Raw genomic sequence first — 25,963 nt, 5'->3', positions numbered from 1 at the left:
TTGCAGCCGGCGCCGGCTAGCTGGCCAGTTTCAACTAGCTTGCCAGTTTCAAAAAGTCCGGCGGCCGGCGCTCGGCGAACGCAACGAAGGCCTCGCGCGCCTCCGCGGTCTTCAGGCGTTCCGCAAACTGCTCGCTCTCCGCCTTGATCTGCGCCATCAGAAGTTCCGGATTGCGCATCAGGCGTTTGGTCGTGCTGACGGCTCCCGCCGGCTGTTTCGCCAACCGGGACGCGAAAGCCTTCGCTTCCGCATCGAGCTTGTCGAGCGGCACCACACGGTTGGCAAGTCCCCAGGCGAATGCGGATTTGGCATCGACCACCTCACCGAGCGCGAACATCTCGAAGGCGCGGGCATAGCCGATGCGGAGCGGCATGAGCAGGCTGGAGGCGGCTTCCGGCACCAGCGCGAGATTGACGAACGGGGTCGACAGTAGCGCATTCTCGGCCAGCACGACGAGATCGCAATGCAGCAGCATCGTGGTGCCGATGCCAACGGCACGGCCTTGAACGGCTGCGACCAGCGGGCGGCTCGAATGTGCAAGTGCCTGCAGGAAGCGGCCGACATGCCGCTCGCCCTGAAACGCACCGGTCGCAATCGCTGCGAATTCGCCGACGTCGTTGCCGGCGGTGAACATGTCGCCCTCGCCGCGGATCAGCAGCACCCGGACGGATGAATCCATCTCGACGGCTTCGATCGCGTCTGCAAGCGCGCCGTACATCGCATTCGTCAGCGCGTTCTTTTTATCGGGGCGAGCCATCGTCAGACTCAAAATCCCGTCGCTCTTCTCGATCTTGATATGCTCGGTCATTCGTCTTCTCCTCTGGGAAATCTGCTTTGCATAGTGGTGAGCCAGCGCGCGACGACATCGATCTCGGCGTCGGTAAACCCTTCCGTGAGCCGCGCATTGACCTCGGCGAGCCCCGCTTTCGACTGCGCCATTGCCGCGCGCCCGGCCGCCGTCAGCCAAAGACGCCACGCTCGCCCGTCATCCGGATCGGCCCGTCGCTCGATCAGGTTCGCCGCCGTCATCCGGTCCACCAATCCGCTGATGCCAGGTGGTCCAAGATCGAGCGCCGCACCGGCCTCGCCCATCAGGGCGCCGTCACGCTTCCCCAGAATGAACAGCAGACCGGACTGCGTCGCGGTTACGCCGGTGTTCTGCTTGCGCGCCGCCATCCAGCGCTGCAGCCGCCGCTGCGCGACGTTGAGCAGGAAAACCAGCCGGTGCTCGCGACGCGGGCTCATATCGATGAAGCGAATTTATTTCGCATGCGAACTATCTAAAGCAGGTGCAGGGAGATTGTCACGATGATTTTGATCCGGCTCATCGCGAGATATCCGAGGCTCGTCGGCTGAAGCGAGCTGGCGGGAAGAAATTCAAACGTAAGCAGCGGCTTAGGCGAAAAATCGATTTTCGATTGACGATCTCACCTACTCCCGCCAAGCTGCCCGCCATGAGCAGTATCGGGTTGAGCTTTGGTGAGCGCCTTGCCGACGAACGGCCGCGAAGCCTCACCTCCGCCGTTCAGGAACGGCTGCGCGCGGATATTCTCTCAACCCGGCTGCTACCCGGCCAGAAGCTGCATATCGCCGGTCTCGCCAAGCAGTTTTCGGTCAGCCTCGCCGCGGTGCGCGAGGCGCTGTCACGGCTTGTCGCAGATGGTTTGGTGCAGGCGTCCGACCAGCGCGGCTTTCGTGTCAGCCCGGTATCATCAGCCGACCTCAGGGACGTGACGCAGACCCGCGTCGATATCGAAGGTTTGGCGCTGCGTCGCTCGATCGAGCACGGCGATGCGGCATGGCTTGCCTCGGTTGAGAAATCTTTCGCGGCACTCTGCGCCGTGCCCTACATCTACCCCGACGATCCGACCCATCACTACGAGGAATGGGTGGTGCGGCACCGCATCTTCCACCGCACGCTGGTGAACGCCTGCGGCTCCCAATGGCTGCTTGGCTTCCGCGACGTACTGCACGAGCAGAGCGAGCGATATCGAAGGCTTGCGATCCGGCGCAACACCGAACACACACGCGACGTCGAGGCCGAACACGCGGCAATCGTGCGTGCCGTGCTCAAGCGCGATGCCGATGCTGCAGTCGCGGCGCTCTCGAAGCATTTCATGACGACCATGCACCTCGTCGAGCTCGCTACACCCAAAACGTTCGGAGGTGGCGAAACCGCCTGATCGACCGTTCGAAGATCAAATCAAGAAAAGTAAAGGGAAACGTCACAATGAAAATCACGCGACGCCAAATACTGGCAACAATCACCGCTGCCAGCGTGCTTGGCGTATCGGGCATAGCGCAGGCTGCCGATACCGTCCGCATCGGTCTTCCCACCAAGACCTATTGGCCCACGACGATCGCGGAAACCGCGGTGCGCCAAAAACTATTCGAGAAGGAAGGCATCACGGCTGAACTCACGATCTATCGCGGCGGCGCCGAGACCTTCGAGGCGATGGCGGCGGGCGCCGCCGACGTCATCCTGGACGCGACCTCGCTGGTATCGGCCGGACGCAAGAAGGGCGTGAATTCCAAAGTGCTCGCGAATGCCGCCATGGGCTATTACGGCTGGCAGCTGATGACGCTTTCGAAATCGACGCTCGGCGTCAAGGATCTTAATGGCAAGAAGGTAGCGATCACGTCCGCCGGCTCCGGCTCCGACCTGCTGGCGCTGTGGACCCAGCAGGACAAAAAGATCGAGTTCACCCGCGTTCCCGTCGGCGGCGGCGGCCTGGTGCCAAACCTGCTCGCCGGGAATGTGGACGCCGCTGTGGTGTATTCACCGCTGAGCTTCCAGATCTCCAAATCGGGCGAAGCACGCACCATCCTCGACTTCTCCAAGGAAGTGCCGCCGAACCTCGCCGCCGGCTGGATCGCGCTCGATAAATACGTGCAGGAGAAACCGCAGCTCGTCCAGAAGACGCTGAACGCGCTCTATGGCGCACTGATGTACATGCGCGCCAACAAGGACGCCTCCGTCAAGCTAGTCACCGAACTCTATGAAATTCCCGCCGAGATCGCGGCGCTGGAATATGAGAACACGATCATGAAGCTGGAAACCGACGGCAGCATGGACGGGCCGAAAATTCCGGAACAGCTCCAGCTCGCGCTCGACATGGCCAAAGCTGGCGGCATGAAGGACCTTGGGCCGGCCGCGGAAATCATCTCGACACAGTTCAAGCCGATTCCGACCAAGTTCTAAGACAAGCGCCATGCAAAGCGGGTTAGCGGTAAAGGCGGCGCGGGTCGCCATTGTGGTGGCGCTGTTTGCGATATGGGAGATCCTGTCGCGGACCGGCATCGTCAATCCGCGCCTGCTTCCCTCTGCCTCCGATACCCTCACCACACTCGGCGATCTCCTGCAGCGGGCGAGCGTTCGCAAGGATCTGGCGGTCACCGCAACCGAGGTGGTGACCGCGTTCGCGCTCGCGGTTCCCGTCGGCGCGCTGATCGGCTTCCTGATCGCGGAGAACCGCTATTTTGCCGACGTGGCAAAGCCGCTGCTATTCTTTGCCTTCAGCATTCCGAAGTCGATCTTCCTGCCGATGTTCATCCTGGTGTTCGGCGTCGGCTTCTCCCAGAAGGTCGGTTTCGGCTTCTTCTCGACGATCTTCATCGTGATCATGTCGACCACGACGGCGGTGGAGTCGGTCAAGGTCGAGCATTTGACGGTCGCCCGCTCCTATGGCGCGACGCCTATGCAGACCGCGTTTCGCGTCTACCTGCCCAGCATGCTCCCCGTTCTGCTGGAGGCGCTGCGGATCTCGATGATCTTCAATCTCACCGGCGTCATTCTCGCCGAAATGTACGCCTCGCGCGACGGCATCGGGCACCAGATCGCGACTTGGGGCGAGAACTTTCAGATGAAGCAATTGTTGGCCGGCGTGGTGATGATCGCGGCCATCGCGATTGCTTTCAACGAACTGGTCAGATGGGTGGAAACACGATGCAGCCATTGGCGAACATAACCCCGCTGAAGCCGGCCGGCGCGATCGAGGTCCGCAATGTCGGGCAGGTCTTCAAGACCACGACACAGGACGTCATCGCGCTGGAAGATGTTTCGCTCGACGTCAAACCCGGCCGCTTCGTGGTGCTGGTCGGCCCGAGCGGCTGCGGCAAGTCGACGCTTTTGATGATGATGGCGGGTTTGCGCCAGCAGACCTCCGGCACGATCACCATCAGCGGCGCGCCGATCCCGCAGCCCGATCCGAACCGGGTCGGCGTGGTATTTCAAGAAGCCAGCCTGTTTCCCTGGCTGACCGCGGAAGAGAATGTCGAGTTTCCGCTGGCGCTGCGCGGCGTCACCAAGAGCGATCGCCGCGCCAGGGCGCAAGACGCGCTGAAGCTCGTTGGACTTGACGGCTTCGGCAAGCGCCATCCGCACGAGTTATCGGGCGGCATGAAGCAGCGCGTCTCGATCGCGCGCGGCCTGGTGCAGGACCCGCCGGTGCTGCTGATGGACGAGCCGTTCGCAGCGCTCGACGAACAGACCCGCATGACCATGGGCGACGAGCTGCTGCGGATCTGGGCGGCGACCGGCAAGACGGTGGTATTCGTGACCCATAGCCTGACGGAAGCGGTCTATCTCGCCGATGAGGTGATTGTGATGTCGCCGCGCCCCGGCCGCATCGTCGACCATCTGCAGGTCTCGCTGCCCCGCCCGCGTACCTATGAGATGCTGAGCGGCGACGCGTTCGGCAGCCTGCGCGACCGCATCTGGCGGCACATCCGCAAATCGGCATGAGGCTGGCATGAGCGCGGCAACACTTCGCAGATTGATCGTGATCGGCCTGATTGCACTGTGGGAAATCCTGCCACGCGCCGGCTTCATTCCGGAACTGTTTCTGCCGTCCTTGTCCTCCACGCTCGCGGCCGGATGGAATGAGGCGGGCGAGTACGGCCACGCCCTTGCCGTCACGCTCTACGAGGTCGCGATCTCGATGGCGTTCGCCTGCGGCGGCGGCATCCTGCTCGGCGCCATCGTTGGCAGTCTGCCGCGGCCCCGCATCCTGATCATGCCGATGGTCTCGAGCCTCTATGCGGTGCCGCTGGTCATCCTCTATCCCGTCTTCACGGTCTGGCTCGGCATCGGTTCGGAATCCAAGATCGCATTCGCCTCGATCTATGGCTTTCTGCCCACGATGCTGGCGACTGCCGCAGGCATCCAGACCATCGATCCGCAATTGCTGCTGGCCGCCCGCAGCATGGGCGCGACGCTGAGCCAGCGGCTGGTTCGCGTCATCATTCCAGCGGCGATCCCGACCGTGCTGTCGGGACTGCGCGTCGGTGGCGCACTCGTGATCGTCGGCGTGGTGGTGTCGGAAATGCTGATCTCGTCCGCGGGCATCGGCTATCTGATCTCGCGCTACCGCACCATCCTTGACAGTCCGCATGTGTTCGCCGGCGTGTTGCTGGTGCTGGCGATGGCGATCGCCTTCAACGCCGCCATCAAATGGATCGAGCGCAAGGCCGCGATCTGGCAGACCGGCACACGCGCCGGGCAAGATTCCGCGGGTGAGGTCGCGCCGACTGCCCTGCAGCCTGCAACGTGACGGAGGGTTGCGTGTTCGACCTGACCCTGACATTCGACAACGGGCCCGAACCTGGCGTCACGCCGCGCGTGCTCGATACCTTACGCGAGCGCGGCATCAAGACCAGCTTCTTCGTGATCGGCGAAAAGCTTGGCGATGGTGAACGCCGCCGGCTGGCGGTGCGCGCGCATGATGAAGGCCATTGGATCGGCAATCACACCTTTGCGCACACCGTGCCGCTCGGGCAGCAACGCGATCCGGAAGCCGCACAAAGCGAGATCGGCCGAACGCAAGACGCGATCGGCGACCTCGCCCATGCAGAGCGCTGGTTCAGACCGTTCGGCGGCGGCGGCAATCTCGATCAGCGGCTGTTGAAGCCCTCCGTCGTCGACTATCTCATCCGCAACAGGCATAGCTGCGTACTCTGGAATGCGATCCCGCGCGACTGGGACGATCCCGATAGCTGGGTCAACCGGGCCCTCGACCTGTGCCGCTCGCAGCCGTGGAGCCTGATGGTGCTGCACGATCTGCCTGGCGGCGCCATGGACCACCTTGAGCGCTTTCTCGACCGAGCAGAGGAAGCCGGCGCGCGCTTCCACCAGGACTTTCCACCCGACTGCGTCCCGATCCGGTCGGGCAAGATCGTGCTGCCCATCCAGCCCTACGTTTCCAACATCGAAGAGAGTGTCACAGCATGAGGATCGCGAGTTTCAAGGCAGGTCAGACGGCAACCTACGGCCTGGTCACGAACGCAGGCATTATCGATGCCGGAAAACGGCTTAAGGCTTATCCGACCCTGAAGTCGCTGCTCGCCAAGGGATCGCTAGACCAACTAAGGGCGCTGCAGGGTGAGCGTCCCGATTACGCATCGGCCGAAATCGAGCTGCTGCCGACCGTGCCCGACCCGGACAAGATCTTCTGCATCGGCGTCAACTACGCCACGCACCTTGCCGAAAGCGGCCATCCCACGCCGCCGCATCCGATGATCTTCACGCGTTTCGCCAACAGTCAGGTCGGCGGCGGCCAGCCGATGATCCGGCCATTGGAATCCGAACGTTTCGATTACGAGGGCGAGATGGCCGTGATCATCGGCAAGGCCGGCCGCCGGATTTCGCGGGAAGAGGCACTCGCGCATGTCGCGGGCTATGCGTGCTACAATGACGGCAGCATCCGCGACTGGCAGCGCCACACCTCGCAATTCGCACCGGGAAAGAATTTTGTCGGCACCGGCGCGTTCGGACCATGGATGGTCACGACGGACGAAATCCCCGATATCAGCAAGCAGACCATTGCGACCCGCCTCAACGGCGTCGAAGTGCAGGCCGCGCCGATCTCGGACCTCGTGTTCGACGTCCCTGCCCTGATCGCCTACTGCTCGACGTTTACCGAGCTCGTCCCGGGCGACGTCATCGTCACTGGCACCCCCGGCGGCGTCGGCGCCTATCGCACGCCGCCGCTGTGGATGAAGGATGGCGACGTGGTCGAGGTCGAGGTGTCCGGCATCGGCGTGCTGCGCAATCCTGTGAAGGACGAGGTCGCGGCGGCCGCGACGCGCGCGGCTTGAAGATTGAGAGCGCAATAACAAGAGCACGGAGACGATGATGAACCTGCCAAAACATCTGCTGCCGACCACCGTCGTCGGCAGCTACCCGCAGCCGGAATGGCTAGTTGATCGCGCGATGTTGTCGAAGGTGGTGCCGCGCACGCGCCTGCACGCGATGTGGCGACTGCCTGCGGAGCACCTGAAAGAAGCGCAGGACGACGCCACCATCATTGCGATCAGGGACATGGAGCGCGCCGGCATCGACATCGTAACCGACGGCGAAATCCGCCGCGAAAGCTATTCCAATCGCTTCGCCACCGCGCTTGAAGGCATCGATGACGAAAATCCGGCGATGATCACTTCGCGTAGCGGACACGAAACGCCGGTGCCGCGTGTGGTCGGTCCGGTAAAGCGCCGCGGCCCGGTCGAGCTGCACGACGTGGAATTTCTACGAGAGAACACCGATCGCGCGGCCAAGATCACCCTGCCCGGCCCGTTCACGATGAGCCAGCAGGCGAAGAACGAATTCTATAAAGACGACGAAGAACTGGCGATGGCATTCGCGTCAGCCGTCAACGCCGAAGCGCTCGATTTGCAAAAGGCCGGCGCTGACGTGATCCAGCTCGACGAGCCCTGGGTGCGCAACAACCCGGATCTTGCCCGCCGCTACGCTGTGAAGGCGATCAACCGCGCCCTGCAAGGCATCACTGTACCGACCGTGGTGCATCTGTGCTTCGGCTATGCCGCGGTCGTCCCCGGCTCGACCAAGCCGGCCGGCTATTCCTTCCTTGCCGAACTTGCCGATACCAGTGCCGAGCAGATTTCGATCGAGGCTGCGCAGCCGAAACTCGATCTCGGCGTGCTCAGGGATCTGTCGTCAAAGAAGATCATGCTCGGCGTGCTCGACCTCGGCAACCTCGAGATCGAATCCGCCGATGTGGTGGCCGGCCGCATCCGCAACGGCCTCAAGCACGTCGCCTCCGACCGGCTGGTCATCGCGCCCGATTGCGGCATGAAATACATGCCGCGCCACATCGCGTTTGGGAAATTGAAGGCGATGTGCGACGCCGCAGCGACGGTGCGCAAGGAGATCAGCTAAGCGGCCTGCCCTGCAGCCACGCCACACCGCGCGCATACAAAGCCTCGACCTCGGGTCCCTTCAGGCCAGGCATATCGCGCTTGACCGTGTAACCGATACGGGTCTGCAAATAGGCGAGATGGCGGTAGCCCGGCGGGAATTGCTCGAGGAGGGCCTTGTCCAGCACCGGGACCGTGCCCGGCGTGACGGGGTCCATGCGATCCTTCTCATAGATCGGCTGGCGCAGCACGATACCCCAGCGTCCCTGCCGCTTTTCGAGAAAGTCGTAGAATCTCCCGGTGCAGAGCACGTCACATAGCACGCCCTCGACCTCGGCACGCTGCGAGATCGTCATCTTGGTCTGCGCAATCGCGCGATTTCCCGCCAAGTCGACGGAGATGCCGCCGAGAAAATGCAGGATGCTGACGCCCTTGGCCCAGGCCTGCTTGCTGATTTCGATGAACTCGTCGCCGGTGCCCTGCGTCCAGGTTGCCATCATGCGGCCGTCCGGATGCCAGACCGTGCGGAAACGCTCCCAGTCGCCGGCATCGCGCCAGATCGCCCAGTTCTGCAACAATTCCCGGATCAAGCGATCGTCTTCAATTTCGGCGTGACTTATGGGCATGCGGGCATTTTCCCTTGGGACATATTTTCTCAAACGTCCATGAGGCGTAACCGTGGGACTTCCACCGACAGGCGGGCGCCTTCACAACAGCTTCGCGCGGACGAACAGCGCACGCAAGGCATTGGTCGCCTGTACGGTCAGCATCGCGTTATCAGCTGCGCCCTGCAGTGCTTGCACGGCATCGGCGTGCAGCGCGCGAAATTCGATCCATTCGATCGATGAGAGATTGGTGATGAAGCGATAGGCCTGACCGACGGTCGCGATCGATACCGTATTGCCGTTCAGGCTGATTTTGAAAACCGCCCGCAGCGGGGTGTCGGAACAGGCGGCATCGCCCGCAACTGCGGTCATGATGGGGATGGCGAACGCCGCGACGCGGTGAGGCCTTCGCGCAGACTCGGCACGACGACGAGCCGCTTGACCTCGCCGTTCCGGTAAGCCTGCAGGAACCTGTCGTAGTCCTTGATCGAGACGCAGCCGTTGGAATCACCGTTGGGCCCGAGCAGGTAACTGTGCACAAGCAGGCCCGTTCGCCCGTGCATTTCGTTTTCGCCAATTGGCGTCATGCGCAGCGCCGCGACACCATGAAACAGTTTCTCGCGCGGCTTCAAATCGTAGATATTGGGCGGCGTCGCGCCGACCATGCGCTGGTCGACGTGCGCCGGATTGTCCATCAGGCTGCCCAGCCCTGAGTGTGCCTCGAGTTTGGTGCCGCTCGGCAGGTAAACGGCGCGGGCCGAAATATCATAGACGGCGGTCTGACTGTCATAGCCTAGCGCCGCCAGATCCTTGCGCTCGCTGAGCAGCCCATCCCCCGGCGTCAACGAGGCCAGCGAGAAGCGCATCGGCACCAGATCGGCGAGCTTCTCGAACATGGTGCGGTTGTCGGACGAGACCGGCTGCGGATCGCTTTTCACCGACTGAAGGTTGGCCAGGACCGGCCGAGACCTCGGGAGCGGGATTGCCGCTTCGACTGTCGGGGCCTGCGGCGGAGGCTGCACGTTCTCCTCACGCGATTGCTCCTCGCGCGATTGTCCGCCCAACAGGATTTCGATGTACGCGAACTCCGCGTCGAAGTCAGCGCGCTGCGGGCGGGCGGCGGCACGCCAGGGATAATTGAGGGCCAGCGAACGACGCACCGAGGCGGAGCCGAAGCGCTCGTCGAATGAGGATGTGCTGCCGACATTCGCGGATGCGGGTTTGACCAAGCCGGCCACGTCGAAATCGGTCACCCAGGCGGCCAACCCCAATGCCATGGCGAGCGCCGCCGTGCCGAATGCCATCTCACGGAGCAATCGGCTACCGCGGCTTGACGCAAGCCCGGCTGCGCTGGTCTTGGCTCTATCCATTCGTCCCCGGATCGGCGCTTCGGAATCGAATAGTTCCTAAGGGATTCACCGAATAAGTCCCAATATAATGCAAACCAAAGTAAGGCATAATCGAGACAGGCGCTTTCGGCCATCATGACCGGCCGAATTCACAGGTTCAAGCCTTGTATTGGTAAACGGACCGGGGCTTCCGACCGGCGGAGCCGCGCTCAAGGCCGGAGAATTGGATTGGTATTGGGTGCCGGCGCCTCTTCCATCTCGGCGTGCTCTGGCAGCTTATCGCCATGTACGGCCAGCGCCGGCCCGATCCAGATCGGATCGGCGAGATGGTCTCGCCGAGGATTGGTCGTATTCGGATGGACCAGGACGCTCAATTTGCCATGGTTGAGCATCAGCCAAGGGACCAACTCAGAAAACACCTCGCGGGCAAAGGCGACCTGGTACATGGCCTGATCGTGCGGCCCGACCTTGACGTCGTGCCACCGTCCGAGCGTGACCGAAAAGCGCTCGCCTATCCACGTGCGCAGTTGCTCGGCCTCAGCCCGCGTGGTCGCCGGATCGTAGTAGATGTGGGCGTGATAGCTGGCAATTTCGCCTAGCGGTCGCGGACCGCTCGAACCGGGCTCACTCGTCATCGCTGTGCTCCACGCTATCGTTGGACCGGCCGATGATCGCTGCAACCGGGGGCGTGGTCAATGTCAGCCCGTTCGCTTCTGGCCGCTCTCGAAGACGGTCATCCCAGCGGCAGGGTCAAGGTCAACCCCGGTCGCTTCAGTCAGTCGCGCCATTGTCATGTAAAAGCCGATCGCGAGAATCGATTGGACGATCTCCTGCTCGCTGAAATGCTTGCGCATGGCGGCAAAGACCGGTTCTGAAACACGCACGTTCTCGATCACCTCGCGGCCGAACGCCAGCAGCGCCCTTTCGGCGGCATTGAACGCGGCGTCCCCGTAGTTGCCCTGTTCGATGCAGTCGATCTGCCGCTGGGTGACGCCGACGCCGAGCGCAATCGGAACATGCTGCCGCCACTCATATTCGCCGTGCTCGCATTGCGCGACCTGGAGGATCAGCAATTCGCGATTGACGTGGCTGAGCTTCTGGCGGTGCAGGATCGAATTGGCGAACCGCATCGCCGGAATGAAATTGGCCTCGGCATGCGCCATCATCCGGAAGATGTTCAATACGACCGGCATCCGATCGAAGGATGCACGCACGTCGCCGCTGGTTGTTGCCGGATCGATCAGGGGAAGTCTGGCCACTCGCCTCTCCTTGCGCTGCTGTTCTTATTGCCGTTGCGAGACGCTCCCGCGCTCTGGTCGTAATTTACTTCACGGGTGCCGGATCGCACATCCCTCAGCGGCCGCCGACTTCGCGGATCGGATCGGAGCCGTCCCAATCGGCGGCAACCCGGCGGATGTGCTCGAAGAAACTTCCCTTGCTTCCGCTGATGTCTGAAATCTCCACCACGGTGCCGGGATGGGCTTGGGTATCGAAATAGGCGAAGCGGCCTTTTTCGCCGCCGATCTGCCCCTCATGCCCCACTTTATAGCCAAGCGACAGCGCGCGGTCGTAGAGAGTCTGATATTCGCGGGTCCAGTACGACATGTGCTGCAAGCCTTCGCGACCGGAGTCGAGAAACTCCTTGTACATCGAGGGCGCGTCGTTGCGCTGCTGGATCAGCTCGATCTGGAGATCGCCGGAATTGGCGAGCGCCACGCTCATCTCCATGATGGAGTCCTGGCCGCGGTGGCGGAAGTAATCGGTCTTGACCCTGTCGATGTAGTACCAGGGCCCCACGCCCATCACATTGACCCAGTGATCCATGGCGGCGCGGATATCCCGTACGACATATCCGTTCTGGCAAACCGCGCCAAAGATACGACTCATCGCGACCTCCCCTGTGCTTGCCGGCGGTGTAGCGAGATTAGATCGAACAGTACCCGCTTCGGCGTTCTCCTCCCTCTCCCGCTTGCGGGAGAGGGCCGGGGTGGGTGTCGCCGCGAATCACGCTGTTCGTGTGGAGAGAGCTTCCCTCAACCGCATCGCATCTTTGGATGCGATGCGACCTCCCCGCAAGCAGGAGAGGTGAAGTCACGCCCTATCCGGCCCTCAATTCTCCTTCCCGAACAGCAGCGGCAACTGACGCGGACCGCGAACGGTGCCTTCCGACCATGTGACCTTGCCGGCCGGGTCGAGCCTGAAATCCGGAATCCGCTTCAGCCATTCCTCGATCGCAACCGTCATTTCCATGCGGGCGAGATTGGAGCCGACGCAGCGGTGAATGCCGAGGCCGAACGCGGCGTGGCGATTCTCCTTGCGGTCGATTATGACCTTATCGGCGTCGGGGAACATGGCGGGATCGCGGTTGGCGGCCGGGAACGACAACAGCACCATGTTGCCGGGCTTGACCGGGCAGCCGCTGATCGTCGTCTCCTTCATCACCTCACGTGCCATCGTCACCGGCGAGTAGGCGCGCAGCAGCTCCTCGACCGCGAGCGGCATCAGCTCCGGCTCATTGACCAAGCGCTCGCGGTCCGCGGGCGTCTTGGCCAGATGCCACAGCGAGGATCCGATCGCGCTCCAGGTGGTGTCGATGCCGGCGATCAACAGCAGCCGCAGCGAACCCAGCACGTGTTCGTCAGCCAACGGATTTCCATCCTTGTCTTTCGCCTTCATCAAGGTCGAGATCAGATCGTCGGTCGGATTCTTCTTGCGCTGCTCGAGGTGGCCGGCGAAATAGCCGGTCATCTCCTTCACCGCCTCCATCAGCGCGTTGTCGTCCTTGATGCCGAGTTCGAGGATGTCGTGAATCCATTTGATGAAGAGGTCGCCATCCTTCTCCGGAATGCCGAGCATGTGCGCGATGGCGCGCACCGGAATATGCTTGGTGTAGCGGGCGGCGGCGTCGCATTTGCCGTCGGCAATGAACTCGTCGATCAGTTCGTTGCAGATCGCGCGTACCCGCGGCTCCAGCTTCTTCATCGCGTCCGGAGTGAAAGGCGGCAGCAGAATTTGCTTGGCCGGCTTGTGCTCGGGCGGGTCGGAGGTGATCGGCGGCGCGCGGGCCGTGATCTCCGGCCGAACGTCGCGCACGATCACACGTCGGGAAGAAAAGTGTTCGGTGTCGTAGGCGATTTCCTTCACCGCCTGGTAGGTGGTCGGCATATAGCAGCCGAGAAAGCGCTCGGTGTGAACGACCGGCGAAGCCGCGCGCAGCTTTTCCCAGATCGGAAATGGATCTTCCGTCCACACCGGGTCAGTATGGTCGAAATCGTTGATCCAGTCGGTGACTGGCGGATGTTCGGGCATGATGCTGGCGGAATCGGACATCGGAGCAATTCCTCTGCTTGGTTCGTTCAGATCGTGATGGATGAAAGATCCGCGACCGGATTATTCTTCGGTCACCTCGATGGCAATTTCCGGACAGTTACTCTGAGCGAGCCAGGCCTTGTCTTCCAGGCCCGCAGGCACGGAACCGTCGCCTGTTTCGTGCGCGTTGCCGAATTCGTCGAGGTCGAACAGTTCTGGTGCCAGTGATTTACAACGCGCGTGTCCTTGGCATTTGTCCTGGTCGACGCGGATCTTCAGCTTTGCAGCCATCGCAGCGTTTCCCTCTTTGTGGCGCGCATTTTCTCGCGCTGCCTTTCCGTCGGCGCAGCGGCACAGACCCGCCGGAGCACCGCGAAGTTATATCGTATTACATTCGCGTTGCCGTTGTGCTGTCAAGGCAAAAGTTATAGATCATGGAACTGAATGCCACCTCGACCTGCACGCAAAGCGCTGAATGCCTATCACCACGGGGATCTCCGAGATGCCCTGGTTCAGGCCGCGTTGCATGAAGTGGAACTGGGCGGTCCCGAAGCGATCAGCATCAGCGCGCTGGCCAAGAAACTCGGCGTCTCGCAGCCCGCGCCCTACAAGCATTTTGCCGATCGCGAGACGCTGCTGACGGCTGTGACGGCCGAAGCGTTCCGCCAGTTCAGCGCCATGATGCGTGCGGCGCTTGAAAAACCGTCGAAGCAGTCGAAGCTGTCGCGCTTCGCGCAGCTCACGCTTGATTTCGGCCTGCGCCGCAACGGCATCTATCGCCTGATGTTTGCGTCTCGAACCATGGCATGCGCGGCGAAAGGCAGCGAGCTGCATAGTGCAGCAATGGAGACCTTCGAGCTCTTGGTAGAAGCGCTGGAGGCGCCCGCTGTAGAGCTGTTGCGCGAGCGGAGCGCTCTCAAGATCTGGGCCTCGCTGCACGGCGTGGTGATGCTCGCCGAACAGGGATTGCTCACCGGCCAGGCCGCCCATGTCAGCCGGGAAGAGCTGGTCGAGGATATGGTGGAGGAAACCAAGCTCGCGCTGTCCGTTGCCATCGAGAAGGCCGGCAAGGCTGGTTCATGACGGCCAAGGCTCCGACGGCCGCGCCTTACACTGCCGACAATATCGACCTTTATGGCGGTATCGCCCTTGGCATCGCCGCCGCCGCAGCGCTCATCGTCGCTAACTCGCCGCTCGGCTCGCAGTATCAGGCGCTGTTGCATACGACCGGCGAGGTGCGGATCGGATCGATCGGACTGAGCAAGACGCTCGAACACTGGATCAACGACGGCTTGATGGCGGTGTTCTTTCTGCTGGTCGGCCTCGAGATCAAGCGCGAGGCGATCGAGGGTGCGCTGGCGAGCCCGAAGAAAGCGGCATTGCCCGTGATCGCCGCGTTCGGCGGATTTATCACGCCGGCCGCCATTTTTGCCGCGGTCAACTGGGGCGATGCCGAGGCGTTGCGCGGCTGGGCCATACCGGCAGCCACCGACATTGCCTTTGCGCTCGGCGTCTGCGCCATGCTGGGACGCAAGGTACCGGCTTCGCTGAAAACTTTTTTACTAGCGCTCGCGATCATCGACGACCTGATGGCTATCATCGTCATCGCGATGTTCTATGCCGCCGATCTTTCGGTTCTGGCGCTGGGGCTCGGCGCACTCGGCATCGCTGCGCTCGTGGTTCTCAACCTGCTCGATGTGCGAAGGCCCGCATTCTATCTGATCGCCGGTCTCTTCACCTGGGTCTGCGTGCTCAAGTCCGGCGTGCATGCGACACTTGCCGGTGTCGCTGTCGGCTTCGCGATGCCGCTGACCCGGCATAATGGGCACAGCCTGCTCGAGGACACCGAGCATGCACTCAAGCCGTGGGTCAGTTTCGCCATCGTGCCGCTCTTTGCCTTCGCCAATGCAGGCGTATCGTTTCATGGACTGACCTTGGAAAAGCTGACAGAGCCGATACCACTTGGGATCATCGCGGGGCTGTTCATAGGCAAGCAGATCGGGGTCTTCGGCGCCTCTCTGCTTGCCGTCCGGCTGGGCCTCGCTGCGATGCCGGACGGGGCCACGACGACGAAGTTCTATGCAACGGCCATCCTGACCGGCATCGGTTTCACCATGAGCCTCTTCATCGGAACGCTGGCCTTCGACAACGAGGCGGTGCTGAAACAGGTCCGGCTCGGCGTCCTCGCGGCTTCACTGCTGTCCGGCATCGTCGCCGCGCTGCTTTTTGCGGCCCTCGGCCGATCAAACGAAGTTCCGGCTTCCCGATAGGGCGGAGCAAACGCGCCACACCGCCCATGAGATCGAAGCCCGGATGGCAGCCGCTGCTTGTATTCGCCATGGGCAAATGATCTAGCTTGTCCAGTCAAGGGCAACGCCGGTTGAGCACGAGCTTTACCAGATCCACTGCACCGCGCCGTCTGAAACTCGCGCCAGCGCGATCCGTCAGAAACGTAGCGCTCGGTATGCTGGTGTGGTTTTGCGTTACGGGCCTTGCGCTTGGAAAAGACGAAGGCGACGGTGAGGAGGATGCGGCCAAGGCAAAACCAGCCCTGCCGAACTTCTACCTCGATATGAGAACCATCTACTCGACGCTGCCCGCCGGCTCGCTCTCGATCGGATTCAGCGCGCCTCCATTGTTATCGAGGCTGGCGAACCTTTCCTCACTCCGAACCCTTACCTCGCCGTCCATCCAAAGCGTCTCGGTCGACCTGCCGTTGACCGTCGACGTCAATGATCGGCTCTCGGTCTATGGCGGGGTCAGCGGAGCCACCTCGCAGGCGGGTACCGATCCCTGGACGATGTTCTCGATCTACGCCTTCACCGTCGGATTTCAGGCTGACCTCTATCAACAGAACGGCGGAATGTTTCCGACCATCACCATCCAAGCCAATGCGACGCGATCGATTTCGGACGCGCCGCTGGCCACGACGGCCTACAACACCATCCTCGAGGCGGGCTACGCGCTGGACACGGATGAGACGCGCGGGTTGCTGGCGGGGATGCAATACACCAGGGTTCTGGTCGATACCCCGTTCGCCCGCGTCAGTCCCGACGTCATGGGCTATGTCGGCGGCTATTATCATTGGGACAACAACTGGAAGTTCACCGGCCGTTTCGGCGTGCAGCACTTCGGCGGCGCGCAGCTTCTGAACCTGACGCCGTTTCCCGCGTTCACGCAGCCGATCGTGCGCTTCGACCTCGACCGCATGGATGACGACGATAATCGGCTGTTCGGCATCACCGCGCAGATCGCCTGGACGCCGAAGCCATCGTATCAGCTAACGCTGCGAACGCCGCTCTACGCGATCAAGAACTAGCGGCGACGTTACTGCAGGAGCCGCCGAGGCCGATGGTCCGGCAACAGCCGTTTGACGGATCGGAACCTGCGATCGGGCCACTCTCATGCCGGATGCGGGTCGCGCACGGCCACGCCGCGCAATAGTTTGCCGATCTCCGGCTTGCAGGCACCGCAATTGGTGCCGGCCTTCAGGCGCCGGCCGACGTCGTCGACGCTGGTCGCGCCTTTCTGGATTTCGGCCGAGATCTGGTGCTGGCCGACGCCGAAGCACGAGCAGACGATCGGCCCGATGTCGTCGCCTGTATCGAGCGGCTGTCCGGTCAGCAGCGACATCCGCGCACTCGGTGACAATTCCTGTTCCGCGAACAGGCCGGAGAGCCACGACCGCGAAACCAGCTTGTGATCGGGCGCGATGAACACGCAACCTTCCAGCCGGCCGTCGCGAACAGCGGCGTAGCGGAACCGGCCGGCCTTCGGATCGCGATAGGCAATCCATTCGATGTCGTGTCCGACGCCGAGCTGCGCCCGCGCCCAATCGCGCCAGCTCGGCGGCCGCTCGTCGCCGGCGAGCTCCATCCGCCAGCAGGTCCCTGAAAGCCCGCCGACCCAATAACCCGCTTCGGGACGCTCGATCTCCCGGCGGCTGAGGATGAAGGCATGCCATTTCGGCAAGTAAGCCGCCGCTTTGACCGGCGTGTGCTTGGATTCCGGCTGCCCGGAGATCGGATCGGTCGCCGGATTGACCAGCGCGTTGACCCGGCCATCGCCGGCATACTCGCCGTTCCAGTGCATCGGCACGAACACGCAGCCGCGCCGCTGCTCGGCGGTGACGACAACGCGCGCCACCATCTCGCCCCAGGGGCTCGTCAGCCGCGCGAGCCCGCCATTCTCGACGCCTGCCATGCGCGCATCGTCGGGATGGAATTCGGCACAGGGCTCGAAAACATGCGCCAGCAGCCGCGGCGATTTCCCGGTCCGCGTCATGGTGTGCCATTGATCGCGGACCCGCCCGGTATTGAGCACCAGCGGATAGTCGCGGCTGGTCACGTTCACGGCAGCACGCGGCGTCACCGGCACGAAACGGGCTTTGCGGTCGGCGGTGAAGAATTCGCGCGTTTCGAACATCCGCGGCGTACCGGTCGGATACTCGCGCGTCACAGGCCATTGGATCGGAGTAAGCGCATCGTAGGCGCGATCGTCGAGCGTGTTCAGGGCGGACAGATCGAAATCGCGCGTCCCTTCATTCTCGAAACTGGAAAGCCGGGCGTGCTCGCGGAAGATCGCGGCAACGCTCGGATAGTCGAATCTCGAAAAACCCATGCGCTGGGCGACGTCGCAAACGGCTCGCCAATCAGCCCTTGCAGCGCCGGGCGCCGGCAGGAACGATCGCTGCCTAGAAATGCGGCGTTCGGAATTAGTGACGGTGCCGTCCTTTTCGCCCCAGGTGAGCGCAGGCAGTAATACATGGGCATGCCGGGTAGTGTCGGTGTGCCGCATGCAGTCGGACACGACGACAAGCTCGCATGCCTCAAGCGCGCGGCGCACGCGATCGGCATCCGGCAGGCTGACCAGCGGATTGGTAGACATGATCCAGACCGCCTTGATGCGCCGATCGGCGATCGCGTCGAACATGTCGATGGCCTTGAGGCCCTGCTTGTCCGCGATCACAGGCGATTGCCAGAAGCGTTGAACGATATCGCGGTGCCGCGGGTTCTCGATCTCCATATGGGCGGCAAGCTGGTTGGCCAGCCCGCCGACTTCCCGGCCGCCCATGGCGTTGGGTTGTCCGGTCAGCGAGAACGGCCCCATACCGGGCCGCCCGATGCGGCCGGTCAGCAAATGACAATTGATGATCGAATTGACCTTGTCGACGCCGCTGCTCGACTGGTTGATACCTTGCGAATAGAGCGTGACGACCCGCTCGGTTTTGGCAAACCAGTCGAAGAACAACGCCACGGCGCCCTCGGACAGACCGCAGATGTCGGCGGTGTGCGCAACCGTCTGGCCGGCGACCTGCTGCAGCGCGGCTTCGGCGCCGGTGGTGAAGCCATCCACGAATGCGCGATCGATGGCGTTGCGCGATGCAAGATGCGCAAGCAACCCGTTGAACAGCACGGAGTCGCTACCCGAGCGAAGCGGCAGGTGCAGATCGGCGCCGTCGCACGTTGCGGTCCGCCGCGGGTCGATGACGACGATGCGGCACGCGGGATTGCTGGCCTTGGCGGCCACCATGCGCTGGTAGAGGATCGGATGGCACCAGGCGGCATTGGAGCCTACCAGGACCAGAAGATCGGCGGTTTCGAGATCCTCATAGCAGCCCGGAACGGTGTCGCTGCCGAACGCACGCTTGTGGCCCGCCACGCTCGACGCCATGCACAGCCGGGAATTGGTGTCGATGTTGGCGGTGCCGATAAAGCCCTTGGCGAGCTTGTTGATGACGTAATAATCCTCGGTGAGAATCTGGCCCGAGACATAGAAGGCGACGGAATCCGGTCCATGCTCGCGGACGATTCTACCAAATCCCTCCGCGACGTGATCGAGCGCCGTATCCCAGCTCGTTTCCTGCCCGTTGACCACAGGGGCGAGCAGCCGCCCCTCAAGGCCGATGGTCTCGGCGAGCGCCGAGCCTTTCGCGCACAGCCGCCCGAAATTGGCCGGATGCAGCGGATCGCCCCGGACGGTCACGGCGCCGGCGGGACCCCTGTCAGCGACAACGCCGCAGCCGACCCCGCAATACGGACAGGTTGTCTTCACTGGCACAGGCGATCACCCTCACTCGGCGGGCACAGCCGCTGCCGTTTGGACGCTTAGCCAGACCATGCCGTTCTCCACCTTGGTCGGATGCGCGCGCGTGCATCCCTCGTCGGGCGCGACCGCCATGCCGCTCTTGAGTTCGATGACGAAATTGTGCAGCGGACAGGTCACGCGCTTGTTGTGGACGATGCCTTGCGACAAGGGTCCGCCCTTGTGCGGACAGCGGTCGTCGAGCGCGAACACCTCGTCCTCGCTGGTCCGGAATACCGCAATGTCTCCAGAGCCCGTCCTCACCACGCGCGAGCCGAGAACGGGAATGTCGTTCAACGCCCCGATTTCGATCCATTTGGTCATGCGAGTTCGAGCTCCGCCAGCGGGGTGAATTCGTTACGGTCGACGCCGCGCTGGGCGCGCGCCGCCCAGGGATCGCTCTGCGAGAATTGCTGCGAATAGGCGAAGCGGCTGAACAGCGCCTTGCGGTTGGCGACATCGTCAACCACCTGCTTGCGGATCGCATCGAGACCGACCCGATCGCACCATTTGTACATGCGCTCCAGATACCAGCCCTGTTCGCGATAGAGCTGCGTTAGCGCAACGATGATTTCGAGCGTCTCCTCTTCCGTCGCTGCCTTCGCCAGGAATTCGGTCCCCTTGATGTGAAGACCTGCAGCGCCGGCGAAATGGATCTCGAACCCGGAATCGACGCAGACGACGCCGACGTCCTTGCAGGTCGCTTCCGCGCAGTTGCGCGGACAGCCGGAGACCGCGAGTTTCACCTTGGCCGGCGTCCACGAGCCCCACATGAACTTTTCGAGCTTGATGCCGAGGCCGGTCGAATCCTGCGTGCCGAAACGGCACCATTCCGACCCGACACAGGTCTTCACCGTTCGCAACCCCTTGGCATAGGCATGGCCCGACACCATGCCTGCATTGTTGAGATCGGCCCAGACCGCAGGCAGGTCCTCCTTCTTCACGCCCAGAAGATCGATGCGCTGTCCGCCGGTCATCTTGACCGTCGGAATCTTGAACTTGTCCGCGACGTCGGCGATGGCGCGCAATTCATCCGGCGTCGTGACGCCGCCCCACATCCGCGGCACGACAGAGTACGTTCCGTCCTTCTGGATATTGGCGTGAACTCGCTCGTTGATATAGCGCGACTGCTGATCGTCGCGATACTCGCCGGGCCAGGTCGCGAGCAGATAATAGTTCAGGGCAGGCCGGCAGGAGTGGCACCCGTTCGGCGTTTTCCAGTCCATGAACTTCATGACATCGGGGATGGTCTTCAATCCGTTCTCGACGATGACGCGGCGCGCGTCATCGTGGCTGTGATCGGTGCACGCGCACATCGGCTTGACCTTCGGCGCCGCCGAATAGTCGCCGCCGAGCGTGAAAGCGAGAACCTGCTCGACCAGACCGGTACAGGAGCCGCATGACGATGATGCCTTGGTGTGGGCACGCACGTCGTCGATCGTGAAGAGTTTCTTTTCGCTGATCGCCTTGACGATCGTCCCCTTGCAGACGCCGTTGCATCCGCAGATTTCCGCATCGTCGCTCATGGCGGCGACCGAGTTCTTGCCGCTATGGCCGCCATCGCCGAGATTGGCGGCGCCGAACACCAGTCGCTCGCGCATCTGCGAAACGTCGGTGCCGTCGCGCAGATGCTGGAAGTACCACGGACCGTCGATGGTATCGCCATAGAGCACGGCGCCGACGATCTTCTTGTCGCGCAGAATGATGCGCTTGTAGACGCCGCGGGAGGCGTCCTGCATGACGATCTCTTCCTTGTCCGCACCCGGCGCGAAGTCGCCGGCGGAGAACAGGTCGATCCCGGTCACCTTCAGTTTGGTCGAAACCACCGACCCGTCATAGGTAGCGAAGCCTTTCATCGCGAGGTGGTTGGCGCAAACCTTGGCCTGGTCGAACAAGGGAGCCACGAGACCGTAGGTCTGGCGCCGGTGCTGCACGCATTCGCCGACGGCATAGATTCGTCCGTCGTAAGTCTGCATGGTGTCGGAGACCACTATGCCGCGCTCGCAATACAGCCCTGCCTTGCGCGCCAGCTCCACATTCGGGCGGATGCCGACTGCCATCACGACCAGATCCGCAGGGATCTCCTCGCCGTCGGCGAAGCGCACGCCGGTCACGCGATCCTGCCCGAGAATAGCCTCCGTTTGCGCCGGCATCTTGAACACCATGCCGCGCTCTTCCAGCGACTTGCGCAGCAATCCACCTGCGACCTGATCGAGCTGGCGCTCCATCAGCGTGTCGAGCAGATGCACGACGCTGACGTTCATGCCGCGCTTCATCAAGCCGTTGGCAGCCTCGAGGCCGAGCAGACCGCCGCCGATCACGACGGCGTTCTTGAAGCTCGTCGAGGCCTGAACCATGTGCTCGACGTCCTGAATGTCGCGAAAGCCGATGACGCCCCGGAGGTCCTTGCCCGGAAGCGGCAACATGATCGGGTTCGAGCCGGTGGCGATCAGCAGGCGATCATAAGGTACCCGCGCGCCCTCTCTCGTCACAACTTCGCAGGTACGCCGATCGATCATCTCGATCATTTCGCCCTTGCGCAGCGTTATTCCGTTGTCCTCGTACCACTGCACCGTGTTGAGCATGATGTCGTCGACGGTTTTCTCGCCGGCAAGCACGGGCGATAGTAGAATTCGGTTGTAGTTGCCGTATGGCTCGGACCCGAAGACGGTGATGTCATAGAGATCGGGCGCTCGGTCGAGCAGCAATTCCACCGTGCGGATGCCGGCCATTCCGTTGCCGATCACCACCAGCTTTGGCTTGTTTACTTTATCGAGCATGCTCTGCCTTCTGATCCAGGTTCCGATGGCTCCGCTCGGCGACGCAACTGTGCATCGTTCGATCGGCGAGATAATTGATGATTGAGGAGCGCCCATCGGCGGGCAGAGTATCGTCGACTATGACAATCGATATCTCACGTATTCAAGAGACGTGCCAACGCCGAACCCGTAATTCTTCGGGCGCAACACGCGGCGTCAGCCAGTAAATCGTTAATTGGCTGCACCTTCGCGTGCATAGATGCCCAAAAAATCACCTGTAAGGGCTATCCATTGTGCACAACCCGAATACTCCGCCATGACTTGATGGCAATGTGCCCGTGGAAACAGCACGGCACCGGACTGCCGGCTTTCGGGAGAGCTTTTCCGTTAATACTTCGCACAGCATAATAAAACACCACACTGCACGTTCGAGCGGCTGGTTTTGCCAACAAACGGAGCAGCGGCTGCATTCGCGGCAGTTTGGGCGCACCTGGCAAGGTACTGCAAATACACGCCAAGTGGCGCGCTTGTCTGTCTGGCACGTGAATTGCTGACGTTGAGACCTAGAGTGCGTCTCAACGACGAGCGGGCTCGCTTCCCAAATTCCGTCTCTTGCCGAGATCCCGCGCGGCCCGCGCGGTATCACACGCCGCTGTTCGAGGCTGCTCGATGAAGTTTGCTGAATTCAAGAAGGCCGGCCACTGGCCAACGCTGCTCGCCGCCTTTCTCTATTTCGACATAAGCTTCATGGCTTGGGTCGCGCTCGGTCCGTTGATCGTCTACATCGTGCATGACATGAACCTTGCCGTCGACGAGAAGTTCACGCTCGTCGCCATTCCGGTCCTGGCCGGCGCGTTGCTGCGGGTTCCGATGGGCCTTCTCGCCGATCTGTTCGGCGCCAAGCGGACCGGAATTGTCGCGCAACTCGTCGTCATCGCCGCGACGGGATGGGTTTGCTATTTCGGACTCCCGAGCAAGCTGTCGGTGGAGATCTTCGGTCTCGCGCTCGGCATCGGCGGCGCCTCGTTCGCGGTAGCGCTACCGCAGGCGAGCCGCTGGTATCCGCCGCAATATCAGGGCGTGGTGATGGGAATCGCCGGCGCCGGCAACATGGGTGTCGTGCTCGACACGATGTTCGCGCCGACGATTGCCGAACATTGGGGCTGGCAGGCCGTGTTCGGCGTGCTGCTGGTTCCGATGGTGCTGATCCTCGCCTACTACGTCGTCGCCGCCAAGGACGCGCCCGGAGAGCGCAAACCGATTTCGCTGAAAGCGTATGGCACGTTGCTGCGCGATCCCGACAGCCGCTGGTTCATGTTCTTCTACTTCATCACCTTCGGCGGCTTCGTCGGGCTGGCCAACGCGTTGCCGCTGTATTTCACGGTGCAGTATCACGTATCAGGCGTCGCGGCGGGTCTGTTGGTTTCCTTGATCGTTGCTTTCGGCTCGGGCTTCCGCCCCGTCGGCGGCCTGATCGCCGACCGCATTGGCGGCATCCGCTCATTGTCGATGTTCTTTGGCGTCGTTGTGGCGGCGTATTTCGTCATCGCCTTCCTGCCGGAGGGGCCGGCCGCGCCGGCGGCTGCGGGTTGGGGGCTCACCGAAATGCCGCGGATCGCCTGGATGTCGGTGCTCTTGTTCTCGATCGGAGTGCTCGCGCTCGGCATGGGTAATGGCGCCGTGTTTCAGCTCATCCCGCTCCGCTTCCGGCATGAGATCGGCCTGATGACCGGCATGGTCGGTTGCGCCGGCGGCATCGGCGGTTTCTTCCTTGCCAAGGCCCTCGGCGTGGCCAAGGGAATGACCGGCGGGTTCGGCGCAGGCTTCCTGTTTTTCGGCCTGCTGGCGTTGCTTGGTTTCCTCGGGCTTGCCATGGTCAAGGTGCGCTGGCGCACCACGTGGGGCGCCGCATCGGGAGCGCGGGTCTGACGACGCGCGCTGCTAACCTGACAGGTCGCGCGGGTGACGATCGGTTCGCAACGAAATCTCGGGGTTCGCGTCGGCTTCGTCAGCGAGACCGGCAAGCGGTCCGCCAATGAAGATTATGTCGGGACCTGCCTCGGCCGGTCCGGTCTAGCCAACCGCGATATCGTCGCCGCCGTCGCCGATGGCGTCGGCGGACACAAGGGCGGGCGCGAAGCCGCCGAGCTTGCGGTTCGTTGCTTCATCGACGCCTATTATTCCCTCCCCGAAACGCTCGGCGTGCGTCGCCGGGCATCGCGTTCGCTGGAAGCTGCCAATAGCTGGATCTACACGCAAGGCCGCACCGATCCTCGGCTCAGCGGGATGAGCTGCGCCTTCTCGTCGATCATCCTGTCGCGGCGGCTTTGCCACATCATTCACATTGGCGACACCCGCGCCTATCGGCTGAGCGAGGGACGGCTGGAGCGGCTGACCACCGACCACATCGCTGGACGCGGCGATCTGGCTCACCTGCTCAACCGCGCCATCGGGTTCGAGGATTTTGCCCGCTTCGATTACGCGACCGTCGGGCTGCGGCAGCACGACAGGCTCCTGATCTGCAGCGACGGCGTCCATGGCGTACTCGCCGATCACCGGCTGCAGCTACTATTGAGCGAGCGCACCTCGCCGGAAGAATCCGCCCGCGCGCTCGTCGACGCGGCGCTGGATGCCGGCTCCACCGACAACATGACCGCTTTGGTACTCGATGTCGTCGACCTGCCGCCCGCCGACCGCGACGAGCTCACCCACTCGATCGCGACGCTTCCGATCCTGGACTTGCCCGAGACGGGCGATGTGGTCGACGATTTCACCCTCGGCGAAATACTGTCGGACGGCCGCTACAGCCGGCTGTTCAAGGCGATCGACAACCGGCAGGGCCGCGACGTTGTGCTAAAATTTCCTCATCCGCGCGTGGCCAGTGAGGGCTCCTATCGCCTCGCCTTCGTCCGCGAGGCATGGGTCGCGGCGCGCGTGCGAAGCCTGTGGATCGGAGAGATCATCGAACTGCCTGCCGAACGGCAGACCCGTCTCTATTCGGTGATGCCGCTTTACGAAGGTGAGACGCTGGAACAGCGCCTCAATCGCCCGCCACAGCTTTCGCTGGCCGAAGGCATCGGCATCGCGACCAAGCTGGCGCGCGCGGTTGCGACCCTGCACCGGGCCGGCATCATTCATCGCGACATCAAACCTGACAACGTGATCCTGTTGAAGGGCGGCGGATTGCGGCTGGTCGATCTCGGCGTCGCGCGGGTGCCGTTGCTTGAGGACTTCCCGGCCGAGGATATTCCGGGCACACCGAGCTACATGGCGCCGGAGCTGTTCGGCGGACGGCCAGGCGACGAATTTTCCGATCTCTATGCGCTCGGCGTCACCGTGTACCGGATGTTCACTGCCGCCTATCCCTACGGCGAGATCGAGCCGTTCTCACGGCCCCGCTTCGGCAAGCCCGCGTATCTCTCGCGCTATCGCCCCGATCTGCCGGCTTGGCTGGACGCGGTGGTTGGAAAGGCGCTCAACGTCGATCGCACGCAGCGCTATGGCGACGTCATCGAATTCTCGCACGAGCTCGAAAATGGCGCGATGTGGGCAAAGCCAGCCGTCACATCACGGCGCTCGCTCTACGAGCGCGATCCGCTCGTGTTCTGGAAGAGCCTGTCGGCGGGCTTGGTCGTGCTCGTCGTCCTGCTTCTCGCATGGATCGTAAAAAATTAGCCCGACGCTCCCAAGGAAGCGTCGGGCCATA

The 25,963-nt window shown here is 62.6% G+C and carries 26 protein-coding genes; 13 read left to right on the top strand and 13 right to left on the bottom strand.

The features are described 5' to 3' along the window. Positions 1-34: 34 nt before the first annotated feature. Together IVA95_RS29820 and IVA95_RS29815 are read right to left on the bottom strand one after the other, a co-directional pair. Positions 35-808 (bottom strand): enoyl-CoA hydratase, encoded by a 774-nt coding sequence (locus IVA95_RS29820; RefSeq protein ID WP_247513744.1) that lies wholly within the window; start codon positions 806-808, stop codon positions 35-37. After that, the gene (locus IVA95_RS29815; protein WP_247513742.1) at positions 805-1,245 is read right to left on the bottom strand and encodes a MarR family winged helix-turn-helix transcriptional regulator; all 441 of its coding nucleotides are present in this window, start codon (positions 1,243-1,245) and stop codon (positions 805-807) included. The genes IVA95_RS29820 and IVA95_RS29815 overlap by 4 nt, the downstream gene beginning before the upstream one ends. 173 nt (positions 1,246-1,418) lie before the next feature. On the opposite strand from IVA95_RS29815, the gene IVA95_RS29810 reads away from it, so the two are divergent. From IVA95_RS29810 to IVA95_RS29775, 8 genes are read left to right on the top strand one after another with little or no spacing between them, the layout of a single operon-like run. Next, positions 1,419-2,183: a GntR family transcriptional regulator gene (locus IVA95_RS29810; RefSeq protein ID WP_247513741.1), complete on the top strand. Its 765-nt coding sequence runs from the start codon at positions 1,419-1,421 to the stop codon at positions 2,181-2,183. A gap of 47 nt (positions 2,184-2,230) precedes the next feature. After that, on the top strand, positions 2,231-3,202 hold the full coding sequence (locus IVA95_RS29805) for an ABC transporter substrate-binding protein (protein WP_247513740.1): 972 nt from the start codon (positions 2,231-2,233) through the stop codon (positions 3,200-3,202). A gap of 10 nt (positions 3,203-3,212) precedes the next feature. Beyond that, positions 3,213-3,968 carry an ABC transporter permease gene (locus tag IVA95_RS29800; RefSeq protein ID WP_247513739.1) on the top strand — a complete coding sequence of 252 codons (756 nt, stop codon included), beginning with the start codon at positions 3,213-3,215 and terminating at the stop codon, positions 3,966-3,968. Then, positions 3,947-4,744: an ABC transporter ATP-binding protein gene (locus tag IVA95_RS29795; protein WP_247513738.1), complete on the top strand. Its 798-nt coding sequence runs from the start codon at positions 3,947-3,949 to the stop codon at positions 4,742-4,744. Before IVA95_RS29800 ends, IVA95_RS29795 begins: the two co-directional genes overlap by 22 nt. 7 nt (positions 4,745-4,751) lie before the next feature. Further along, on the top strand, positions 4,752-5,552 hold the full coding sequence (locus IVA95_RS29790; protein ID WP_247513737.1) for an ABC transporter permease: 801 nt from the start codon (positions 4,752-4,754) through the stop codon (positions 5,550-5,552). Between the two features lie 11 nt (positions 5,553-5,563). Then, the gene (locus IVA95_RS29785) at positions 5,564-6,229 is read left to right on the top strand and encodes a polysaccharide deacetylase family protein (RefSeq protein WP_247513736.1); all 666 of its coding nucleotides are present in this window, start codon (positions 5,564-5,566) and stop codon (positions 6,227-6,229) included. Then, the gene (locus IVA95_RS29780; RefSeq protein ID WP_247513735.1) at positions 6,226-7,095 is read left to right on the top strand and encodes a fumarylacetoacetate hydrolase family protein; all 870 of its coding nucleotides are present in this window, start codon (positions 6,226-6,228) and stop codon (positions 7,093-7,095) included. The genes IVA95_RS29785 and IVA95_RS29780 overlap by 4 nt, the downstream gene beginning before the upstream one ends. Before the next feature lie 37 nt (positions 7,096-7,132). Further along, positions 7,133-8,173 (top strand): uroporphyrinogen decarboxylase family protein, encoded by a 1,041-nt coding sequence (locus IVA95_RS29775; RefSeq protein ID WP_247513734.1) that lies wholly within the window; start codon positions 7,133-7,135, stop codon positions 8,171-8,173. Here the strand turns inward: IVA95_RS29775 and IVA95_RS29770 are convergent. The 8 genes from IVA95_RS29770 to IVA95_RS29735 form a co-directional block, all read right to left on the bottom strand. Next, positions 8,166-8,777: a nuclear transport factor 2 family protein gene (locus tag IVA95_RS29770; RefSeq protein ID WP_247513733.1), complete on the bottom strand. Its 612-nt coding sequence runs from the start codon at positions 8,775-8,777 to the stop codon at positions 8,166-8,168. The two genes, IVA95_RS29775 and IVA95_RS29770, sit on opposite strands and share 8 nt — an antisense overlap. An 81-nt stretch (positions 8,778-8,858) precedes the next feature. Continuing rightward, positions 8,859-9,128: a hypothetical protein gene (locus IVA95_RS29765; RefSeq protein ID WP_247513732.1), complete on the bottom strand. Its 270-nt coding sequence runs from the start codon at positions 9,126-9,128 to the stop codon at positions 8,859-8,861. Further along, on the bottom strand, positions 9,125-10,060 hold the full coding sequence (locus IVA95_RS29760; protein WP_247513731.1) for a DUF2778 domain-containing protein: 936 nt from the start codon (positions 10,058-10,060) through the stop codon (positions 9,125-9,127). The genes IVA95_RS29765 and IVA95_RS29760 overlap by 4 nt, the downstream gene beginning before the upstream one ends. A 254-nt stretch (positions 10,061-10,314) precedes the next feature. Beyond that, positions 10,315-10,740 carry a DOPA 4,5-dioxygenase family protein gene (locus tag IVA95_RS29755; protein ID WP_247513730.1) on the bottom strand — a complete coding sequence of 142 codons (426 nt, stop codon included), beginning with the start codon at positions 10,738-10,740 and terminating at the stop codon, positions 10,315-10,317. A 63-nt stretch (positions 10,741-10,803) separates the two neighbouring features. Beyond that, a complete protein-coding gene (locus tag IVA95_RS29750) occupies positions 10,804-11,364 on the bottom strand; it encodes a carboxymuconolactone decarboxylase family protein (protein ID WP_247513729.1) in 561 nt (186 codons plus the stop codon). Positions 11,365-11,458: 94 nt separating this feature from the next. Further along, positions 11,459-11,992 carry a VOC family protein gene (locus tag IVA95_RS29745; protein ID WP_247513728.1) on the bottom strand — a complete coding sequence of 178 codons (534 nt, stop codon included), beginning with the start codon at positions 11,990-11,992 and terminating at the stop codon, positions 11,459-11,461. A gap of 222 nt (positions 11,993-12,214) precedes the next feature. Then, entirely contained in the window at positions 12,215-13,435 is a 1,221-nt protein-coding gene (locus IVA95_RS29740) for a cytochrome P450 (RefSeq protein WP_247513727.1), read from the bottom strand. Between the two features lie 60 nt (positions 13,436-13,495). Then, the gene (locus tag IVA95_RS29735; protein ID WP_213249156.1) at positions 13,496-13,705 is read right to left on the bottom strand and encodes a ferredoxin; all 210 of its coding nucleotides are present in this window, start codon (positions 13,703-13,705) and stop codon (positions 13,496-13,498) included. 153 nt (positions 13,706-13,858) lie between these two features. Here IVA95_RS29735 and IVA95_RS29730 point away from each other — a divergent pair, with 153 nt between their 5' ends. The 3 genes from IVA95_RS29730 (at position 13,859) to IVA95_RS29720 (ending at position 16,733) form a co-directional block, all read left to right on the top strand. Then, a complete protein-coding gene (locus IVA95_RS29730) occupies positions 13,859-14,497 on the top strand; it encodes a TetR/AcrR family transcriptional regulator (RefSeq protein ID WP_247513726.1) in 639 nt (212 codons plus the stop codon). Then, on the top strand, positions 14,494-15,684 hold the full coding sequence (gene nhaA / locus IVA95_RS29725; protein ID WP_247513725.1) for a Na+/H+ antiporter NhaA: 1,191 nt from the start codon (positions 14,494-14,496) through the stop codon (positions 15,682-15,684). The genes IVA95_RS29730 and nhaA overlap by 4 nt, the downstream gene beginning before the upstream one ends. 194 nt (positions 15,685-15,878) lie before the next feature. Beyond that, entirely contained in the window at positions 15,879-16,733 is an 855-nt protein-coding gene (locus tag IVA95_RS29720) for a hypothetical protein (RefSeq protein WP_247513724.1), read from the top strand. An 83-nt stretch (positions 16,734-16,816) separates the two neighbouring features. Here IVA95_RS29720 and IVA95_RS29715 read toward each other — a convergent pair whose 3' ends face one another. From IVA95_RS29715 to nirB, 3 genes are read right to left on the bottom strand one after another with little or no spacing between them, the layout of a single operon-like run. After that, positions 16,817-19,474 carry a nitrate reductase gene (locus IVA95_RS29715; protein ID WP_247513723.1) on the bottom strand — a complete coding sequence of 886 codons (2,658 nt, stop codon included), beginning with the start codon at positions 19,472-19,474 and terminating at the stop codon, positions 16,817-16,819. 12 nt (positions 19,475-19,486) lie between these two features. Then, positions 19,487-19,822 (bottom strand): nitrite reductase small subunit NirD, encoded by a 336-nt coding sequence (gene nirD, locus IVA95_RS29710; RefSeq protein ID WP_247513722.1) that lies wholly within the window; start codon positions 19,820-19,822, stop codon positions 19,487-19,489. Then, on the bottom strand, positions 19,819-22,278 hold the full coding sequence (nirB, locus tag IVA95_RS29705) for a nitrite reductase large subunit NirB (RefSeq protein ID WP_247513721.1): 2,460 nt from the start codon (positions 22,276-22,278) through the stop codon (positions 19,819-19,821). The genes nirD and nirB overlap by 4 nt, the downstream gene beginning before the upstream one ends. 648 nt (positions 22,279-22,926) lie before the next feature. Between nirB and IVA95_RS29700 the strand changes: the two genes are divergently transcribed. Together IVA95_RS29700 and IVA95_RS39180 are read left to right on the top strand one after the other, a co-directional pair. Further along, positions 22,927-24,186 (top strand): MFS transporter, encoded by a 1,260-nt coding sequence (locus tag IVA95_RS29700; protein WP_247513720.1) that lies wholly within the window; start codon positions 22,927-22,929, stop codon positions 24,184-24,186. A gap of 33 nt (positions 24,187-24,219) precedes the next feature. Beyond that, positions 24,220-25,932, top strand: a complete 1,713-nt coding sequence (locus IVA95_RS39180) for a bifunctional protein-serine/threonine kinase/phosphatase (protein WP_247513719.1) — start codon at positions 24,220-24,222, stop codon at positions 25,930-25,932. Positions 25,933-25,963: the final 31 nt, after the last annotated feature.

This window comes from Bradyrhizobium sp. 157 (assembly GCF_023073815.1).
Taxonomy (GTDB): domain Bacteria; phylum Pseudomonadota; class Alphaproteobacteria; order Rhizobiales; family Xanthobacteraceae; genus Bradyrhizobium.
Note: the sequence above shows the minus strand (reverse complement) of the source record. Positions and strands in the feature narration are given on the sequence as shown.